Annotated in this window: 21 protein-coding genes; 17 read left to right on the top strand and 4 right to left on the bottom strand. The window is 35.8% G+C overall.

What is annotated here, in order from left to right:
* Positions 1–419 precede the first annotated feature (419 nt).
* The 7 genes from ctaB (at position 420) to CO726_RS02435 (ending at position 7673) form a co-directional block, all read left to right on the top strand.
* Entirely contained in the window at positions 420–1343 is a 924-nt protein-coding gene (gene ctaB / locus CO726_RS02405; protein WP_098758204.1) for a protoheme IX farnesyltransferase, read from the top strand.
* 93 nt (positions 1344–1436) lie between these two features.
* Positions 1437–2486 carry a cytochrome c oxidase subunit II gene (gene coxB, locus CO726_RS02410; RefSeq protein WP_098758205.1) on the top strand — a complete coding sequence of 350 codons (1050 nt, stop codon included), beginning with the start codon at positions 1437–1439 and terminating at the stop codon, positions 2484–2486.
* A gap of 60 nt (positions 2487–2546) precedes the next feature.
* Positions 2547–4382, top strand: a complete 1836-nt coding sequence (gene ctaD, locus CO726_RS02415) for a cytochrome c oxidase subunit I (protein WP_169513008.1) — start codon at positions 2547–2549, stop codon at positions 4380–4382.
* Positions 4382–5005, top strand: coding sequence for a cytochrome c oxidase subunit III (ctaE, locus tag CO726_RS02420; protein WP_000557861.1), 624 nt, complete (start codon positions 4382–4384; stop codon positions 5003–5005). Before ctaD ends, ctaE begins: the two co-directional genes overlap by 1 nt.
* A 3-nt stretch (positions 5006–5008) precedes the next feature.
* Positions 5009–5341, top strand: coding sequence for a cytochrome c oxidase subunit IVB (gene ctaF / locus CO726_RS02425; RefSeq protein ID WP_000985699.1), 333 nt, complete (start codon positions 5009–5011; stop codon positions 5339–5341).
* Positions 5342–5426: 85 nt separating this feature from the next.
* Positions 5427–6332 (top strand): cytochrome c oxidase assembly factor CtaG, encoded by a 906-nt coding sequence (gene ctaG, locus CO726_RS02430; RefSeq protein WP_099683178.1) that lies wholly within the window; start codon positions 5427–5429, stop codon positions 6330–6332.
* A 342-nt stretch (positions 6333–6674) separates the two neighbouring features.
* A complete protein-coding gene (locus tag CO726_RS02435) occupies positions 6675–7673 on the top strand; it encodes a formamidase (protein WP_099683179.1) in 999 nt (332 codons plus the stop codon).
* A gap of 46 nt (positions 7674–7719) precedes the next feature.
* Here CO726_RS02435 and CO726_RS02440 read toward each other — a convergent pair whose 3' ends face one another.
* The gene (locus CO726_RS02440) at positions 7720–8085 is read right to left on the bottom strand and encodes a YugN family protein (protein WP_099683180.1); all 366 of its coding nucleotides are present in this window, start codon (positions 8083–8085) and stop codon (positions 7720–7722) included.
* A 206-nt stretch (positions 8086–8291) separates the two neighbouring features.
* Between CO726_RS02440 and CO726_RS02445 the strand changes: the two genes are divergently transcribed.
* The 6 genes from CO726_RS02445 to CO726_RS02470 all read left to right on the top strand — a co-directional run bounded on the left by CO726_RS02445 (position 8292) and on the right by CO726_RS02470 (position 11783).
* Positions 8292–9326 (top strand): CAP domain-containing protein, encoded by a 1035-nt coding sequence (locus CO726_RS02445; RefSeq protein ID WP_099683181.1) that lies wholly within the window; start codon positions 8292–8294, stop codon positions 9324–9326.
* A gap of 145 nt (positions 9327–9471) precedes the next feature.
* Positions 9472–9909, top strand: a complete 438-nt coding sequence (locus CO726_RS02450; protein ID WP_098758211.1) for a YlbD family protein — start codon at positions 9472–9474, stop codon at positions 9907–9909.
* An 11-nt stretch (positions 9910–9920) separates the two neighbouring features.
* Complete coding sequence (locus CO726_RS02455) at positions 9921–10166, top strand: YlbE-like family protein (RefSeq protein WP_001200991.1); 246 nt, start codon at positions 9921–9923, stop codon at positions 10164–10166.
* 82 nt (positions 10167–10248) lie between these two features.
* Positions 10249–10821, top strand: coding sequence for a histidine phosphatase family protein (locus CO726_RS02460; RefSeq protein ID WP_136699332.1), 573 nt, complete (start codon positions 10249–10251; stop codon positions 10819–10821).
* A 116-nt stretch (positions 10822–10937) separates the two neighbouring features.
* The gene (locus tag CO726_RS02465; RefSeq protein WP_098199026.1) at positions 10938–11390 is read left to right on the top strand and encodes a YlbF/YmcA family competence regulator; all 453 of its coding nucleotides are present in this window, start codon (positions 10938–10940) and stop codon (positions 11388–11390) included.
* Positions 11391–11516: 126 nt separating this feature from the next.
* Positions 11517–11783, top strand: a complete 267-nt coding sequence (locus tag CO726_RS02470) for a YlbG family protein (protein WP_002080814.1) — start codon at positions 11517–11519, stop codon at positions 11781–11783.
* Between the two features lie 55 nt (positions 11784–11838).
* Here the strand turns inward: CO726_RS02470 and CO726_RS02475 are convergent, their stop codons facing one another.
* Entirely contained in the window at positions 11839–12228 is a 390-nt protein-coding gene (locus CO726_RS02475) for a DUF7147 family protein (protein ID WP_000616011.1), read from the bottom strand.
* 586 nt (positions 12229–12814) lie between these two features.
* On the opposite strand from CO726_RS02475, the gene rsmD reads away from it, so the two are divergent.
* Both rsmD and coaD read left to right on the top strand, forming a co-directional pair.
* Entirely contained in the window at positions 12815–13381 is a 567-nt protein-coding gene (rsmD, locus tag CO726_RS02480) for a 16S rRNA (guanine(966)-N(2))-methyltransferase RsmD (RefSeq protein ID WP_099683183.1), read from the top strand.
* Positions 13378–13869, top strand: a complete 492-nt coding sequence (coaD, locus tag CO726_RS02485; protein ID WP_000200598.1) for a pantetheine-phosphate adenylyltransferase — start codon at positions 13378–13380, stop codon at positions 13867–13869. Before rsmD ends, coaD begins: the two co-directional genes overlap by 4 nt.
* Here the strand turns inward: coaD and ylbJ are convergent.
* Positions 13861–15090 carry a sporulation integral membrane protein YlbJ gene (gene ylbJ / locus CO726_RS02490; protein WP_099683184.1) on the bottom strand — a complete coding sequence of 410 codons (1230 nt, stop codon included), beginning with the start codon at positions 15088–15090 and terminating at the stop codon, positions 13861–13863. The two genes, coaD and ylbJ, sit on opposite strands and share 9 nt — an antisense overlap.
* A 113-nt stretch (positions 15091–15203) precedes the next feature.
* Between ylbJ and CO726_RS02495 the strand changes: the two genes are divergently transcribed.
* Both CO726_RS02495 and CO726_RS02500 read left to right on the top strand, forming a co-directional pair.
* Entirely contained in the window at positions 15204–15995 is a 792-nt protein-coding gene (locus CO726_RS02495; protein ID WP_099683185.1) for a patatin-like phospholipase family protein, read from the top strand.
* A complete protein-coding gene (locus CO726_RS02500) occupies positions 15988–17013 on the top strand; it encodes a SepM family pheromone-processing serine protease (RefSeq protein ID WP_099683186.1) in 1026 nt (341 codons plus the stop codon). Before CO726_RS02495 ends, CO726_RS02500 begins: the two co-directional genes overlap by 8 nt.
* A 25-nt stretch (positions 17014–17038) precedes the next feature.
* Here the strand turns inward: CO726_RS02500 and CO726_RS02505 are convergent, their stop codons facing one another.
* Entirely contained in the window at positions 17039–18280 is a 1242-nt protein-coding gene (locus CO726_RS02505; protein WP_169513009.1) for a nucleotidyltransferase, read from the bottom strand.
* Positions 18281–18322 lie beyond the last annotated feature (42 nt).

Here is an 18322-nt window from a genome sequence, read left to right on the forward strand (position 1 = left end):
TCCTATGATATATAAAAAATAATAAAATAGCAAAGAAATGGCGGGGAAAGACAGGGGAGAGAAAATGGGTGTGGAAATAAGATGTATAAGGAAATTTTCGGGTGAAAAATAGGCTGTTTTGAAAAGAAATGGGGAGAATACGTGTTAAATATGACAAAAAAGTTTATTATAGAAGGTAACATCATGTTATGATATGGATAAGTAAGAATTAAGTTTTTTATATTCGACACAAAAAGTTCATGTTTTCTTCACAAAATGTTCGGGAAATATGATTTAATATATTGGAGTATGGGCGTAGATTAGTAGTAGAATGGGTTAACAATGTTTCTACTGTAATAATATTGCTATATAGAAGCGAAATATTTCATTCGAAATAGGCGCAAAAAGAAAGATGAAAGTTTTAAGAGGGGGTTAAAGTGATGAACCATGCAACAAGTGAGCTGCATGATGAGTCAGCTGTTACAAGTGTACCGGAAACAACTCGGCTACAAGATTTATCAGCGCTCGTTAAAATGGGGATTGTAAACTCAAATACACTTACTGTATTTACAGGATTTTGGTTGGCGTTGCACTTTAATAGACTAAGTGTGATGGATAATCTGGATAAGTTATTTTTTACAATCGTTGGTTCTGGATTAATTATGGCAGGGGTATGTTGTTTAAATAACTACATTGATCGAGACATCGACCCGTTAATGGAAAGAACAAAGAACCGTCCAACGGTTACTGGAAAGTATAAACCAGGATTTGCACTTACATTTGGACTAGTCATATTACTTCTTGGGTTTGTATTTTTATTATTAACAACACCAATGGCAGTGTTAATAGGATTTATTGGTGCTTTCACATATGTTGTCTTATATACTTTATGGACAAAGAGAAAGTATACATTAAATACTGTTGTGGGTAGTATATCAGGAGCAGTTCCACCTTTAATTGGATGGGCAGCAATCGATCCGTCTTTAGGTCATCCAATTGCTTGGATGTTATTTTTAATTATGTTTATTTGGCAAATCCCACATTTCCTCGCATTAGCGATGAAACGTGTTGATGAATACCGAAATGCAGGAATTCCAATGCTTCCTGTAGTTCATGGATTTGAAATTACGAAACGCCAAATTATGATTTGGACAGTATGTTTATTACCACTACCATTTTATATGAGTGGACTAGGGATAACATTTATGGTAATTGCAACATTGCTTAACATCGGATGGATCGTTTTAGGATTTTATGGCTTCCGTAAGCAAGATGACATCAAATGGTCCGTACAAATGTTTGTTTATTCCCTAAATTATTTAACAATCTTATTTGTATCAATGATTGTAGTTACATTCTTCTAAGACAACGACATAATTGGATTTCTTTACGTTGAGATTTACTTTACTTAACTATAAAGTACAATCTAATTCACAAAGAAAGTGGGGGTTGTTTGTATGAAGAAACAGTGGCGACTGCTTTCGTTCGTTTCACTGCTGGCTTTACTGTTAGGGGGATGCGGTAAAGCCTTTCAATCTACTTTAATTCCGCAAGGAGAAGTAGCAAAAATGCAATATGATTTGCTCTTACTAGCAAGTGCGATTATGGTAGGAGTAGTACTAGTAGTTACTATTATTTTCTTATATGTAATTGTGCGTTTCCGACAAAAGAAAGGTCAGGAAGATTATATTCCGGAGCAAGTTGAAGGGAATCACAAACTAGAAATAATATGGACAGTTATTCCGATTATTCTTTTGCTAATCTTAGCTGTTCCGACGGTTACATATACATTCAAACTTGCTGATGTAAGTGCGATGGAGAAAAAGAATATTGATAAAGATACTATCGTTGTTGATGTAACAGCGAATCTTTATTGGTGGGAATTTTCTTATAAATCAGAAAAAATAGTAACTTCTCAAGATTTAGTCATCCCCACAGGTAAGAAAGTGTATTTGAATTTGAAGGGTGCCGATATTAAACATTCATTTTGGGTTCCATCTTTAGCTGGGAAAATGGATACAAATACAGATAATGTAAACAAAATGTGGTTAAAGGCAGATAAATCGGGCACTTATAATGGTTTTTGTACAGAATTTTGCGGCCCATCACATTCTTTAATGCAATTCAAAGTGAAAGCTTTAGATGAAAGCGAGTACAAACAGTGGCTTGCTGATATGAAGAAGATTGATGGGAAGAAAGAAGTAGCTTCAACAAAGGCGCAAGAAGGCCAAGAAATATTTAATAAAAGCTGTATTGGTTGTCACGCAGTTGGATCTAATGATAGTAGACCACCTTCCGCTCGTATCGCACCGAACTTAGCAAACTTTGCTGATCGCGATATGGTTGCCGGTATTGCCGAAAACAATGAAGAGAACTTAAAAAAATGGCTGAAAGATCCTGAAAATATGAAACCAGGAAATAAAATGACTGGTAAATATGGCAACTTAACGGATGATCAAATTGATGCATTAAATGCATACTTACAAACGTTAAAAGTTGAAAAGTAAAGAGGGATTATTCGCGAAGGGGAGGTTGAAAACGTGAGTTCTGTAGCAAAAAAACAGGGGATGGGTGCTGTCATATGGGATTATTTAACGACAGTAGACCATAAAAAGATTGCCATTCTCTATTTAATTGCAGGTGGATTGTTTTTTGTAATAGGCGGAATAGAAGCTCTATTTATTCGCCTTCAATTAGCGATTCCTAACAATGCTTTTCTTGTTGGGGATGCTTATAATCAAGTATTAACGATGCACGGTACAACAATGATTTTCCTCGCAGCTATGCCACTCGTGTTTGCATTTATGAACGCCGCTGTACCACTTCAAATTGGTGCACGTGATGTAGCGTTCCCGTTTTTGAATTCACTTGGATTTTGGTTATTTTTCTTTGGTGGAGTATTTTTAAATTTAAGTTGGTTTTTAGGTGGAGCACCTGATGCAGGATGGACATCTTATGCATCTTTAGCGTTAGCTTCTAAAGGTCATGGTGTTGATTTTTATGTACTTGGCTTGCAAATCTCCGGTATTGGTACATTAATTGGAGGTATTAACTTCCTTGTAACCATTATCAATATGCGTGCGCCAGGGATGACATATATGCGTATGCCGATGTTTACATGGACGACATTTGTAACATCTTCGCTAATATTATTCGCTTTTCCGCCGTTAACTGTAGGATTAGGACTTTTAATGTTAGATCGTTTATTTGGAACAAGTTTCTTTAATCCGGCATTGGGTGGGAATACGATTATATGGGAGCATTTATTCTGGATTTTCGGTCATCCAGAAGTATACATTCTTATACTCCCAGCTTTCGGAATATTCTCAGAAATCTTCGCGACATTTTCGAAAAAACGATTATTTGGTTATTCGTCGATGGTGTTCGCGACAGTATTAATTGGATTCTTAGGATTTATGGTATGGGCGCATCATATGTTTACTGTTGGGCTTGGTCCAGTTGCAAATGCTATTTTCTCAGTTGCAACAATGGCGATTGCAGTACCGACTGGTATTAAAATATTCAACTGGCTCTTTACAATGTGGGGAGGAAGTATTCGTTTTACGACACCGATGATGTGGGCGGTAGCTTTCATTCCATCATTCGTAATGGGGGGAGTTACAGGTGTTATGCTAGCATCTGCACCAGCAGATTATCAATTTCATGATAACTATTTCGTAGTAGCTCACTTTCATTATGTAATCGTCGGTGGTGTTGTATTCGGTTTACTTGCAGGAGCTCATTATTATTGGCCACTGATGTTTAATAAAGTATTGAATGAAACGTTAGGAAAGATAACATTTTGGCTATTCTTTGTCGGTTTCCATTTAACGTTCTTCATACAGCATTTCCTTGGGTTAATTGGTATGCCACGTCGTTACTACACATATCTTGAAGGTCAAGGGTTGGAAATGGGGAATATGATTAGTTCTATTGGAGCGGTATTTATGGCTCTTGGAACGATTGTTCTTCTATTCAATGTAATTAAAACGACAGTTTCAAAAGAAAAGGCTGGTCGTGATCCATGGGATGCTCGTACATTAGAATGGACAATGCCAGCACCTACACCAGAATATAACTTTAAACAATTACCATTTGTTCGCGGGTTAGATCCGTTTTGGATTGAAAAACGTGAAGGGAATAAAGAGATGACAGCGGCGGAACCAGTTGGTGATATTCATATGCCGAATCCATCATTTTCACCATTTATCATTTCTTTAGGACTGTTTATAGCGGCATTCGGTGCAATGTATATGCAGGGTGGAAAAGATAAGTTTTGGTTATTAGTAGCAATTATCGGTTTAATCATTACATTTGGCGCAATGTTCCTACGTTCAGTAATTGATGATCATGGATATCATATTCACAAGGAAGATTTAGAAGATAAGGGGGGCAAGGCATAATGCATGTAGATGAAAAGTTAACAAATGAAACATTTCCAGCAGAGCCTGAAAAAGCAACCCTTGAGGGGAAAAATAAGTTTGTCGGTTTTTGGTTATTTCTTGGAGGCGAAACAGTATTGTTCGCTTCCTTATTTGGCACATATTTAGCGTTAAAGAATTCTACAAATGGTGGACCAACATCTCAAGAGATGTTCCAAATGCCACTCGTTTTCATTATGACGATGCTTTTATTAACGAGTAGTTTAACGAGCGTATATGCAATGTATCATATGAAAAACTTTAACTTTAAAAAAATGCAACTTTGGTTACTAGTAACAGTGCTGTTAGGTTTAGGGTTTTTAGGGTTTGAGATATATGAGTTTTATCATTATACGCATGAATTTAAGCATACTATGAGAAGTAGTGCATTTGGTTCCGCGTTTTATGCTCTTGTTGGTACACATGGACTCCACGTATTGTTTGGGTTATGTTGGATTTTAACATTAATCTTTAGAAATGCGAAGAGAGGCCTAAATTTATATAATGCACCGAAGTTTTATGTTGCATCGATTTATTGGCACTTTATTGACGTAGTTTGGGTGTTTATTTTCACTGTAGTATATTTGATGGGAATGGTGGGATAAACAATGGCGATAAAGCAAACGAATAATCCTAAAGTTGATCTTGTTTATCGGAAAAGAAAAAGTGCGGAGGAAATGAAGCATCAAGTTATTACATTTGCATTAATGATTTTTTTAACATTAGTTGCATTTGCAGCGGTAGCATATCCGAAAACTTTTAGTCCGACTTTTTCAGTACCATTTATTTTACTATTAGCGGTGGTACAAGTAATTTTTCAATTGTATTATTTTATGCATATGAGTCATAAAGGACATGAAGCGGCAAGTTTCTTTCTTTATTCTGGTCTGTTGATCGGATTAATTACAATTTTAGCTTTTATGACAATTGTGTGGATTTGAAAAGTGAAGAATAAGGGAGCTTGTGTTGACACAGCTCCCTCTTCATGTTATGTGAAAGGATAACCTTAAGAAGGTAGGTGTGAAAATGAGTAACTTGTGGATATTTGGTTTTCAAGCTCTATGGAGTCCAATCTTTTTATTATTTATGATTTCAATCCTTATTGGATACTTTTTAATTATTGGGCCATATAGAATGCGATTTGAACATGCGACAAAGGTAAGTAAGAAGCAAGTTTTTTACTTTACGACTGGGATTGTTCTTTTGTATTTTGTAAAGGGAGGGCCTATTGATTTAATTGGTCATATTATATTTAGTGCACATATGTTTGAAATGGCAGTTATGTATATTGCCGTTCCACCGTTATTGTTGCTTGGTATACCAGTTTGGTTATATCGTTATATTACTTCTTTTAAGTTCGTTCAAATTATATTAAAGATATTTGCTAAGCCACTTATTGCATTGTTTGTATTTAATGGCCTGTTTTCTTTTTATCATTTACCAGTTGTTTTCGACACAGTAAAACAAAGTCAAATTGCTCATCCTATTTGTCTCGTTATCTTGTTCTTTACGGCAATCATGATGTGGTGGCCGATGTTAAATCCATTACCAGAATATCAAACGTTAAGTGATATAAAGAAACTTGGTTATATGTTTGCTAACGGTATATTATTAACGCCAGCTTGCGCGTTAATCATTTTTGCGACTGCACCGTTATTTGCAACGTATACGGATCCGGCTGCTTGGATGAAGGCGATGGAACTATGTGTACCAGCGGGAACTTTATCGGATTTAAATATAACTGGACCAGAATTCTTACACTGGATGCCAGTCGTACAAGACCAACAAACAGGCGGCATCATTATGAAAATTGTCCAGGAAATAGTGTATGGTACAATTATCGGCTATGTATTCTTTCGATGGGCGCGTCGAGAGCGTGAAAAGGATAAAGAGCAGTTGCAACAATTGCCCCCGTATTTACAGACTAAGTAGAAAAAAGTGTATGGGAGATTCCATGCGCTTTTTTTCTTTTAAATTGTAGTTAACATGAAAATATTGAATTTTCTAACTTTTTATGTTAACTTAGTGTAGGCATGTACTAAAAGTGGATATAAAATTTACTACTAGCTTTAATACGTAATATTTCCATGTGTAGTGTAAGTTTTTTAGAGATTTACAAATTTATCCCGCTATTTGCGGGAGTCGGGCTGCCCGTAAAAGCCCGATTGGTGAAGGCTAATAATCAGTGTGGGACGGACAAAACCCCTACTGATTAAAGTTTCACTTTATATTGTTTTCTTTAATAAACATAAACTATTTTAAGGGGGAATTTAAATGGGTAGTAGTGGAAGTATGGTAAAACCAATTAGTGGTTTTTTAACAGCATTAATTCAATATCCAGTACCGATAGTAGAGTCACGTGCAGACATTGATAAACAAATTAAACAGATCATAAAAACAATTCATTCAACTAAAGCAGGGTATCCTGGATTAGAATTGATAGTATTTCCAGAATATAGTACACAAGGGCTTAATACAAAAAAATGGACTACAGAAGAGTTTTTATGTACAGTCCCTGGGCCAGAAACAAACTTATTTGCTGAGGCATGTAAAGAATCTAAAGTATATGGTGTTTTTTCTATAATGGAAAGAAATCCTGATGGTGGAGAACCGTATAATACAGCAATTATTATTGATCCACAAGGTGAAATGATTTTGAAGTATCGTAAGCTAAATCCTTGGGTGCCAGTCGAGCCTTGGAAAGCTGGAGATCTAGGCTTACCTGTCTGTGATGGACCTGGAGGAAGTAAATTAGCAGTTTGTATTTGTCATGATGGCATGTTCCCTGAAGTAGCCCGTGAAGCGGCTTATAAAGGTGCAAATGTCTTGATCCGTATTTCTGGATATAGCACACAAGTTAGTGAACAATGGATGTTAACCAATCGTTCAAATGCATGGCAAAATTTAATGTATACATTGTCGGTGAACTTAGCGGGTTATGACGGTGTATTTTATTACTTTGGTGAAGGACAAGTATGTAATTTTGATGGGACTACTTTAGTGCAGGGACATCGAAATCCTTGGGAGATTGTTACTGCTGAAGTATATCCAGAGCTAGCAGATCAGGCTAGATTAGGATGGGGGCTAGAAAATAATATATATAATCTAGGTTCACGAGGATATGTAGCAACTCCTGGTGGGGTGAAAGAAAACCCATATACGTTTGTAAAAGATTTAGCTGAAGGTAAATATAAGGTTCCTTGGGAAGATGAGATTAAAGTAAAAGATGGATCAATTTATGGGTATCCAGTAAAAAAAACGATTCATTCTTAGGACAGAGAAATAAAACAAGCGCATCATATTGATGCGCTTGTTTTTGTTAATCAATAACTTGAAATTCTTTTAACTCTTTTTCGATATTTTGTAGGAGTTGTTCACTTTTTTGAAGTACATTCGTTGGGAAAATTTCACCATCACCATATTCAACGCCGTGAGGATAATAATGTTTACCTAATAAGGGAGGAAGTAGCTTTATTTCAGCGTGTCTGCTACCGATGTCACCTTCAATAGCCAAACCTTGTACGCGCAAATAATAAACATCTTTTAATATTTCAAATTTATAATCGTATGTAACTCGTTCATAATCCCACTGTCCAGCAAGTACGAAATGGTTCTTCTCCATAATCTCGGTTAATAGTGTTAAATCAACGACTGCCCCATTAAATTTCGTATTTGTAAATTGCATATAATACCTCCTCTTTTCATGTTACATCATTATTTTTATAATAGTATGAATAATGAGAAAGTGCAATTCATATTGACAGAAAAGGGATAATCCAGACTTTTTTTGCGAAAATATGATATAGTGAAAAGAGTACGGTACACACAAAAAAGGAAAGAAGAGGATTTGTGTATATCTCAATTTTATGTTTTGTGCAGGAGGTATATCGATTGAAGAAATTATTGCGTATCGTAATAATTACATTTTTAATTTTAGCTGTTGATTTATACGGGAAATTACTCGTTTCACAATATATATTAACCCCATCTCAATCAAAGCAAGAAAATAAAATTGTGAAAAAGAAAAAACAAGTAAATGAAGACTCTTCAAATATAGTTTTAAATATGATTGGTGGGGACCCTGAAAATTTATTAGCAAAATGGGGGGAACCTTCTCGAATAGAGCCATCTGCTTACGGATATGAATGGTGGGTATACAATCAAGATTTAGCTCAGTATGTTCAATTTGGGGTTGCTGAACGTAAAGTTGTAACGGCTTATGTTGCTGGTGACGAAGTTAAGGTGCCACCTTATTATATAAATGAAAAGTATGAAGACGTGTATAAAAAGAATCCACTCTCTCATGAGATTTCGTTAAAAAGAGGGAAGAATAGTTATCAATTTGAGTTATCTGATACGGAAGTGATAGAACAACCGTTAATACCTGTAGAAGATGGCTGGGCACAATTATATTTTGATCATTTTACACATGAGCTTGTTGGTGTTCGTTATATGGATGACGAAACGTTATTACGTCAAAGACCGTATCAGCTTGTTTATTCAGGTGAATTACTGGCAGAACAACCATTGACTCCAGATAAAATGAAACAAATAGAGAATGGAAATATGCAACAAATTTTTGATTTAACAAATATTGTTCGAAGTCGTCATAATTTACCGTTGTTAACTTGGGATCAACAAACAGCGGATGTGGCAATCGGTCATAGTAAAGATATGAAGGATAATAATTACTTTTCACATGATTCACCTACATTAGGTACGTTAGGAGATCGTTTGCAGCGAGGGAAAGTAGGATTTCAACTTGCTGGTGAGAACATAGCGGCGCAACATAGTGATGGAATTGCGGCGTTGCAAGGTTGGTTAAATAGCGAGGGGCATAGAAAGAATTTATTGAATGAACAATTTACAGGATTAGGTGTTGGAGTATACGATAAGTTTTATACGCAAAACTTTATTCGGAAATAAAGTGAAACTGTAAATTGTGGATGGGAATCTTACGCTATGCAAATAGTAGGATAAAAAGGTGCATGAATCGTCTAAAAATAGGCGAACCATGCGCCTTTTTTTTCTTACTATATAGTAGGTAGATATACATGAAGAGGTGAGGATTATGCCAACAACAAAAGGATCGTTACATCCATCGGTTCAACAGTTTAAAGAGTTTGTAAACCATCACCCTAAAATGGTTCATGAAGTTCGAAGTGGTCATAAAACTTGGCAACAGTTTTATGAGGAATGGTACTTACTTGGTGAAGAAGATCCGATATGGGCAACTTTTAGACCTGATGGAGCGCCTGCTTTTTCTTCGGTAAAAGAAAATAAAAAAGAAAAAGATAATCGAACTGAAGAGGAAAAAACTGCCGATGTGATGGGACAAATGCTTTCTTTCTTTAAAAAGATAGATGTAGAACAAATGCAACATCATTTAGCCAATGTGACGAGTGCTATTGGTAGTGTGCAACAAGTTTTTCAGCAATTTCAAGGAAAACGCACGCAGCAAGAAGAGAGTACTTCCGAAAATAATCCATTTTTCTTTCAGAAGGATTAGGGGGGAAGCGGATGAGAGCAGAAATTATGGAATTTATAAAGGCTGATGAGGATTTATCTCGCTATATTAGGGAGCAACCGTACTGGTATAGAAAACTAACGCGAAACCCTGAAGAAAAAGAGGCATTTGAGTTAGCGGCTATGCAACATTTTAAAAAAACGATACCAGATAAAGTTGAGAAATTTCAAAATCAATTGGCGGTTGCTTCCATTATGATCGATATGTTTCAGTATATGAAGCAGCAAAATACAACATAATTGGAAGGGAAAACTATGTCCGTCATGCGGAACTTTTGATACAATAGAAGCGGATTATTTAAAAAGGAGTTGCAGCATGAGCATGACGGAAATTTGTTTAGTACGACATGGACAAACTGATTGGAATTTTCAAGAGATTATTCAGGGACGTGAAGATATTCCACTTAATGAAGTAGGGAAGATGCAAGCGAGCCAAAGTGCGGCTGCTTTGCAAGCGGAAGCATGGGATATAATTATAAGTAGCCCATTAATTAGAGCGCAAGAAACAGCTAAGGAAATTGCAGGGGCTACTGGGTTACAATCGATTTTATTAGATGAACGATTTGTTGAACGTAATTTTGGTGAAGCTTCTGGGAAGCCGGTTGCGACTGTTAGGGAGTTAATTGCTGAAGGTAAAGTAGAAGGTATGGAGCAAGATGAAGAGATTGTAGCTCGTTGTTTTGCTGCTGTAAAAGATGTTGCGGCAACTCATTCTGGCAAACGTATTATCATTGTAGCCCATTCGCATGCGATAAAAGCAATTTTACATGCAATTGCGCCGGAAGATATTTCGTTTAAAACACCGTTAAAAAACGCGTGTATTAGTTATGTGAACGAAAATAGTGGGAAGTGGGATGTTCTTAAATATAATATTGCGGAACATATTAATGTATAAATATGTGCTGACATTATATAAAAAATAGTTAGAATGATATCTTTCTGTTTAGTGAGACACTTGAATTAGTAGTTCTATTCTAAATGTGGTATGATGAATACTCGGAGGTGTCTCTCATGATTGTAGCGACGCTGGAAAGCGTATTAATATTAGATAAGGCAGAGCAGCTTGCAAAAGCGATCATCTGTTCAGATATAGCAGAAGATTATCGTAAGTGTTATAAAGAATTGCATGAAGATATGGAAGTTCAGACGTTAATTCAGCAATTTACAGCGATGAAAGAACGATATGAGGAAGTGCAACGTTTCGGTAAATACCATCCTGACTATACTTTCGTTTCGACGAAAATGAGGGAATTAAAGCGTTCTGTAGACTTACATGATAAGATTGCAGCTTTCAAACGAGTAGAAATGGCTTTGCAAAAGTTGTTAGATGAAGTTAGTGTAGCAATCGGTTCTGAGGTGTCTTCTTCCATCAAAGTTCCAACAGGAAATCCATTTTTCGATGCTGGTGGCTGTGGTGGCGGTTGTGGTACCGGCGGAGGTTGTGGCTGTAAAAAAACGGGGTAAATCACCCCGTTTTTTAGAAGATAGAAGAAAACGTATATAGAGTTTGTCCTGTAATGTCATAAATTTCTGATTGGTTTTCATAAAATATAAAATATATGTTTTTAAAAGGAGAAGATGGAGAAGATTATGTTCGGGCAACGACAAAGTATGATTGTTTATTTACATTCATTGAAACATGCCAAGATTTTAAGGAAATATGGTAACATACATTACATATCAAAACGCTTAAAGTATGCAGTAGTATATTGTGATATGGAGCAAATTGAGCATATGATGCAAAAGTTGAACAAACTTCCTTTTGTAAAAAAGATAGAACAGTCGTACCGCCCGTATTTAAAAACGGAATTTGAAAATTCACGTCCTGATCGGGCAAAAGAATACGATTATAGCTAATAGAAAAAATCCCCTGCTAATTTTAGCGGGGGATTTTTTTACTTGAAATAACAATTTATTTCATTGGAGGAATGAAATTATTCATTCGTAAAATACCAATTAAATGATTGAAAAATAGTTCTTTTTCTGGGAAAGTTGTGGATGGTTTTACTGTAAAGGTAGTTACTTTTTTTCCTAGTTGTTCTGCCGTTTCTTCAAATAAAATGACGCGTTTACTTTTTTTATTTTCTAGTACAGGAATGCCTTCACGACATATGTATAATGGTTGAAAATCACCAGTAGTAGTTGGTTTTAATATTACAACAAGTGAGCACACTTTTTTTTCATTTTTAATTGTTTCAAATTGTAACATATGTGTTATACGTTCTTGATTTGCTTTGGCAATTTCAAGTAATTCATATAAATCAGAGTAGCCTTCTCCGAGTTCTATAAAGCGTTGAATCATATTTTTTCCTCCTCTTTCTTTTACTGTACCATCTCACTTTTTAAATGAAAAGTAGACAAAGAAAAAAAACCCTGCAAAGCAGGGCCCTTCTTATACTAGCATGTACTAGTAAGAAGGCAAAGGGAGAGGAGAAACCGGAGGAAGAACTTATGGGGAAACGTAAGTCTTCTCCGCGGTTGGCAACAACATCGAAGGTGATGTTGTTATAATTATTTATGTCCAATCTAAATGAAGATATACATGATGAAATTAAATTTTATGTTGGGCTTTTTATTTTTCTTTTTTTTATTTTATGATAGGATAAAAAAGATAAAGTGGAACTTTAATCGGTGGGGTATTCTCTGCTGATTATTAGCCTTCACCAATCGGGCGTTAACGCGGGATAAAGTGAAACGAATATACATAATGGGTTTGTGTTAGCGAATGGTGAGATGAATACATAAAAATGCAGAGCGGTTGTTTTAAGCTAAGTTCTCCTAGTGTTCGTTGAAAGATGAATGGAACAGTATAGTTTGGTAGCGGTTACTGAATGGAGAAGGGTTTTCTATAATTGCTCGTTAGATTGAAATAAAGGTAGTGACAACAGATGAGAGTAGTTTCAGGAAAATGTAAAGGGCATCCACTTAAAGCGGTGCCAGGTAATACAACACGTCCAACGACAGATAAAGTAAAAGAATCAATTTTTAATATGATAGGCCCTTATTTTGATGGCGGTATCGCTCTTGATTTATTTGGCGGTAGTGGTGGTCTTGGAATCGAAGCGATAAGTAGAGGGATTGATAAAGCAATTTTTGTTGATCGAGATAATAAAGCGATAAAAGTCATTCATCAAAATTTAGAAAGTTGCAGAATACAGGAACAAGCTGAAGTGTATCGAAATGATGCAGAGCGTGCGATCAAAGCACTCATAAAGCGTGAAATGTCATTCGACCTTATACTAATAGATCCTCCATATAAAGATCAAAAAATTGTATCTTTAATTAGTGTGATGGATCAACATGGATTGCTACATAGAGATGGATTAATTATGTCAGAGCATGGTAATGATGTAGTTTTACCTGATTCTATAGGGGATCTTGTAAAAGTGAGAGCTGAAAATTATGGGATTACAGCAATATCGATTTATAAGTATGAAGGTGAGGAGACAGAATGACAAGTATAGCTATTTCTTCGGGAAGTTTTGATCCAATTACCCTTGGGCATCTGGATATTATTAAAAGGGGAGCGAAAGTATTTGACGAGGTATACGTAGTAGTTTTAAACAACTCGTCAAAAAAACCGTTCTTTTCAGTTGAAGAGCGCTTAGATTTAATTCGTGAAGCAACAAAGGATATCCCAAATGTAAAAGTAGATTCCCATAGTGGACTACTAGTGGAGTATGCGAAAATGCGTAATGCAAACGCGATTTTACGTGGGTTGCGAGCGGTTTCTGATTTTGAGTATGAGATGCAAATTACTTCTATGAATCGAAAATTAGATGAAAACATTGAAACCTTCTTTATTATGACAAACAACCAATATTCATTTTTAAGCTCGAGCATTGTGAAAGAAGTTGCGAGATATGGAGGAAGCGTAGTAGATCTTGTACCTCCTGTTGTAGAACGTGCTTTAAAAGAAAAGTTTCAAACCCCGTTAAAGTGAACGGGGTTTTTCTTTGTTGCTACGAAAAAATAATAAGATAATATATACATATAAACAAAATAATGTAAATATCGGTCCGTAGTGTACAAAAGATGTCCAAATTTCATGCAGTATAGAAGAATGATTCGATAAAAAGACGGGGATATCTTTTTGCATAGGTGAAAAAGAGCTTACTTTTTCATAAAATGGTTTCCAAAATATAAAAGTAAAAATAGGAGCAAGAATACTTTGGATAATTCGTGCGAAAAAATAGGGCTTAAATCGGATGTCTGTTTCAGCTAATATACTAGCAACTTGTGCCTGAATAGAAAGGCCGCTAAATGCTAAAATAAAGCTTGTTACCATAGCTTGCTGCAGAAGGGGCGTTTCATTTATTTGACTAATCATTTGGCTTCCGAGTGTCATTTCAAAAATGCCAGATAATATCGGAATACTAAATTCAGTAGTTAGTTGGAAGAATGATAAAATATGTTGCATAATAAAAGAGAGGGCTGCTGTAATATGAAATACAGTAATCATTTTATTTAAAACAGAGAATAAAATAATAAATCCACCAATCATAAGTAACGTTTGAATAGAAGAAACGATAGCGTCCCCAAGTAATTTTCCTATTGGTCTTTTTTCTTGCATACGTGTCTCATGTAGGATTGAAAAAGGGTTTTGAAAAGGGCGTTTTTTAGTAGTATGTTTATCATGCGTGGAAATGTTGTTATTGCCGTAAAAACGCATCAGTAACCCGACGGCAAAGTTACTTAAATAATGTGCAGCGGCTAATACGATTCCTAATTTCGGATTATTGAAAAAACCGATAGAAACAGCTCCAAAAATAAAAAGTGGATTAGATGAGTTTGTAAAAGATACGAGGCGCTCTGCTTCGATTTGTGTTAGTTGATTACTTTTACGCAGTCTAGCGCTTAATTTGGCGCCAGCAGGGAATCCTGAAGCCATTCCCATCGCCCAAACGAATCCGCCTATCCCTGGAACGCGGAAAAGTGGTCGCATGAGTGGTTCTAATATAACGCCTATAAATTTTACAACACCAATACTAATTAGAAGTTCCGCAATGATGAAAAACGGTAAAAGTGAAGGGAATACAACTTCCCACCATATATTTAACCCTCGAATGGAAGCTTGCAAAGCAGCTTGGGGGTGGAGTACAAGAGAAAAGGTTAAAAATAGTGTTGATATGGTAAGAAAAGCAGTTTTCCATTTTTCATACATGTAAGTAAATCCCCCTTTGTCCCAAAAAACGTTCATTTCAGTATACGTGGATACGTAGTGAATTTAGACCATAAGTATGAAAAAGGAATGAAAAAAATTAAAGGGTGAGAAAAATGAAAGAACCGAAAATCGGATTAGCCCTTGGATCTGGGGGCGCAAAAGGGTTTGCTCATATTGGTGTTATAAAAGTTTTAAGAGAAAATGGTATACCGATTCATATGATTGCAGGAAGTAGTATGGGGGCTTTAGTAGGTACATTTTATGCAGCGAGCTCAAACGTTGAAAGACTGTATAAACTGGCAAATGTTTTTAAGAGGAAATATTATTTAGATTTTACGGTTCCGAAAATGGGATTTATTGCTGGAAAACGTGTCAAAGATATGATTAAAATGTTTACATATAATAAAAAAATAGAAGAGTTAGATATCCCGACGGCTGTTGTGGCTACTGACATCTTGAAGGGGGAAAAAGTAGTTTTTACAAGTGGTCCTGTTGCAGAGGCGGTGAGAGCTAGCATATCTGTACCTGGAGTATTTGTACCAGAGAAAATAGATGGACGGTTATTGGTGGATGGCGGAGTAATTGATCGCATTCCAGTATCGGTTGTGAAAGAGTTAGGTGCCGATATTGTCATTGCTGTTGATGTATCCCCGATTAAAGTGAATGGAGAAGTTACGTCTATTTATGATGTAATTATGCAGAGTATTGAAATTATGCAACATGAGCTTGTGATGAATCGACAAATTGCATCTGATTTAATGATGCGACCAGCTGTAGAACAATTTAGTTCGCGTGCTTTTACAAACATTGAAGACATTATTCGAGTTGGAGAGGTAGAAGCGGAAAAACATGTTGCAAATATTTATTTATTAATTGAGCAGTGGAAGGAGAAACATAATGTTTAAGCGTTTTCGGTTTATATATGCAATTTTAATAGGAGTTATATTGGCGATGTTACTTGTTTACGTACGTTTACCGTATTATGTAACAAAACCAGGAATGGCTGCCAAATTAGAGCCTTACGTTCAAGTTGAAGGGGGAACAAAAGAATCTGGTGATTTTATGCTTGTTACGGTTTCGATGGGACCAGCAAATATGGTGAATTTAATAGCGGCACAGTTTAATAAATATACACATATTTCGAAAGCGGAAGAAATATTGCAAAAAGGTGAGAGTGATGAAGAATATCAATTTCGCCAAAATTATGCGATGAAAGATTCGCAAAATGCAGCAATCTATAATGCTTATAAACGTGCAAACCGTACTGTTTCTTTTGAAAATAAAGGTGTATTGGTTGCTGGTGTTGCGAAAGGGATGCCGTCAGAAGGAAAGCTTAAACTTGGAGATGTCATCATAGCTGTCGATGGAAAAATATTTGAAAAGACGGAGCAATTTATTGAATATATGACAGGGAAAAAAGAAGGAGATACAGTAAATATTGAGTACAAACGAGATGGAAAACAGTTAAAAGAAAATTTAAATGTTAAGACCATTCCGAATGGAAATGGGCGTGTTGGTATAGGTGTTTCTATCGTTACGGAAAGAGAATTAGTGGTAGATCCGAAAGTGAAAATTGATTCTCATGAAATAGGTGGACCATCGGCAGGCCTAATGTTCACATTAGAAATATATAATCAACTTGTAGAAGATGATTTAACAAAAGGACATGAAATAGCTGGAACAGGTACGATTAATGAAAAGGGAGAAATTGGCCCGATTGGTGGTATTCAGCAAAAAGTGGTCGCTGCAAGTGATGCTGGTGCTGAAGTGTTCTTTGCACCAAATGAAAAAGGTGCGGAGAAATCGAATTATAAAGATGCACTTGAGGCTGCGAAAGATATTAAAACAAAAATGAAAGTTGTGCCAGTTGATACGCTGGATGACGCATTAATGTATTTGGAAAAAATGGGTAAGAAAAAATAAACCTCTCTGAAAAAGAGAGGTTTTTTTATAGAAATTTTGCAGTTGTTTCATCATAACGAATTGGATGATGCGTTGCATCTTGTTTTAGTAGTTGTGTTCGTAATGGTTCTTGCATGATGGAGAAATATACAGAATTGGCTTTTCTCTCTATGTGTAAAGTAGGATGGTCAAATGTTTTTGTATGGGTAAGGATTGGAAGCTCTATGTTTTTCTTGTTTTTTGAAAGGTAAGTTTGTCCTTTTTGTGACATGCCTAGTAGACGAATGTATGGTGCATGATGCTCTATATTTGCGCTATGTATTTCTTCTTTTGTTGTATTTGTTAAAATGTGTGTACAAGCTCTTTGTAATCTAGTCCACGTATAACGCTTCGTTTTTAATGCTTCCATGAATGAATGGAAGGAGGAACTGGTTTGTATTTTTGATAAAATACGATGCTCTAAACCTTCCTCTATTTCATATATATGTCGTAAGTCCTCTGGAGACATTGTCATGAGTTTGTATTTGAAAAATGAAAAGTATTGTTCCCAATTATGTAATGTCCTGTAGTTTTGTTTGTAGCTTGCTAAAAGAGAAGCAGTCGCTTTTGGGATAAAGGGCTCAATTTCTGTCAAGGAACTATTTTCGCTAAAAAGTTGTTTGCGAATACTTGTTGCACTTGCAATATGTTGGTCGTTAAATGTTTCATCATGATAATGAGATGCGAATCTTTTTATCGTTTGTGCTTGTATAGAACTATTTTGCGTCAGAATTGCTTTCATGTATTGGAAGCCTAAAATGTTATTTGGTTGTGACATGTCTATGTTTTTTTCAGAAGGTAAAATGTGTAGGAAAGCTTCAGATGTAGCTTTTGCGTAACTACTACCTGCGTTCATAAATTGCTGTACAAAACGATTAAAAGTCTCTTCTTCATTTTGTTGCACAGAGATGGTGTTATAAAAATTTTCGATTTGTCCATCTTCACTACCGAAACAAATTTCAGAAACGTGCAGGGCGTTTAAAATAGAAATAGCGCCATTTGCAAAGGTTTCAGCCTTTTGTGTTGAAAAGGCATATGGAAGCTCTACAACAAGGTCTACACCGCATGCTAAGGCCATTTTGGTGCGATACCATTTGGATATGAGTGCCGGCTCACCACGCTGCAAAAAAGGGCCACTCATAACAGCGATTGTAATATCAGATTGTGTTAACTTTTTTGTTTGTTGCACATGATAATCATGACCGTTATGAAAAGGGTTATATTCAACAACAATACCACTGGCTTTTATGGGAATCTCTCCTTTCGATGTAGCATCTTTTTGGAAAACGTG

The organism is Bacillus fungorum (genome assembly GCF_002746455.1).
Lineage (GTDB): Bacteria > Bacillota > Bacilli > Bacillales > Bacillaceae_G > Bacillus_A > Bacillus_A fungorum.

Excerpts from the sequence above, each read along its gene's own strand:
- ctaB (WP_098758204.1), top strand. The coding sequence starts at position 420 with ATGAACCATGCAACAAGTGAGCTGCATGATGAGTCAGCTGTTACAAGT.
- coxB (WP_098758205.1), top strand. The coding sequence starts at position 1,437 with ATGAAGAAACAGTGGCGACTGCTTTCGTTCGTTTCACTGCTGGCTTTA.
- ctaD (WP_169513008.1), top strand. The coding sequence starts at position 2,547 with ATGGGTGCTGTCATATGGGATTATTTAACGACAGTAGACCATAAAAAG.
- ctaE (WP_000557861.1), top strand. The coding sequence starts at position 4,382 with ATGCATGTAGATGAAAAGTTAACAAATGAAACATTTCCAGCAGAGCCT.
- ctaF (WP_000985699.1), top strand. The coding sequence starts at position 5,009 with ATGGCGATAAAGCAAACGAATAATCCTAAAGTTGATCTTGTTTATCGG.
- ctaG (WP_099683178.1), top strand. The coding sequence starts at position 5,427 with ATGAGTAACTTGTGGATATTTGGTTTTCAAGCTCTATGGAGTCCAATC.
- CO726_RS02435 (WP_099683179.1), top strand. The coding sequence starts at position 6,675 with ATGGGTAGTAGTGGAAGTATGGTAAAACCAATTAGTGGTTTTTTAACA.
- CO726_RS02440 (WP_099683180.1), bottom strand. The coding sequence starts at position 8,085 with ATGCAATTTACAAATACGAAATTTAATGGGGCAGTCGTTGATTTAACA.
- CO726_RS02450 (WP_098758211.1), top strand. The coding sequence starts at position 9,472 with ATGCCAACAACAAAAGGATCGTTACATCCATCGGTTCAACAGTTTAAA.
- CO726_RS02455 (WP_001200991.1), top strand. The coding sequence starts at position 9,921 with ATGAGAGCAGAAATTATGGAATTTATAAAGGCTGATGAGGATTTATCT.
- CO726_RS02460 (WP_136699332.1), top strand. The coding sequence starts at position 10,249 with ATGACGGAAATTTGTTTAGTACGACATGGACAAACTGATTGGAATTTT.
- CO726_RS02465 (WP_098199026.1), top strand. The coding sequence starts at position 10,938 with ATGATTGTAGCGACGCTGGAAAGCGTATTAATATTAGATAAGGCAGAG.
- CO726_RS02470 (WP_002080814.1), top strand. The coding sequence starts at position 11,517 with ATGTTCGGGCAACGACAAAGTATGATTGTTTATTTACATTCATTGAAA.
- CO726_RS02475 (WP_000616011.1), bottom strand. The coding sequence starts at position 12,228 with ATGATTCAACGCTTTATAGAACTCGGAGAAGGCTACTCTGATTTATAT.
- rsmD (WP_099683183.1), top strand. The coding sequence starts at position 12,815 with ATGAGAGTAGTTTCAGGAAAATGTAAAGGGCATCCACTTAAAGCGGTG.
- coaD (WP_000200598.1), top strand. The coding sequence starts at position 13,378 with ATGACAAGTATAGCTATTTCTTCGGGAAGTTTTGATCCAATTACCCTT.
- ylbJ (WP_099683184.1), bottom strand. The coding sequence starts at position 15,090 with ATGTATGAAAAATGGAAAACTGCTTTTCTTACCATATCAACACTATTT.
- CO726_RS02495 (WP_099683185.1), top strand. The coding sequence starts at position 15,204 with ATGAAAGAACCGAAAATCGGATTAGCCCTTGGATCTGGGGGCGCAAAA.
- CO726_RS02500 (WP_099683186.1), top strand. The coding sequence starts at position 15,988 with ATGTTTAAGCGTTTTCGGTTTATATATGCAATTTTAATAGGAGTTATA.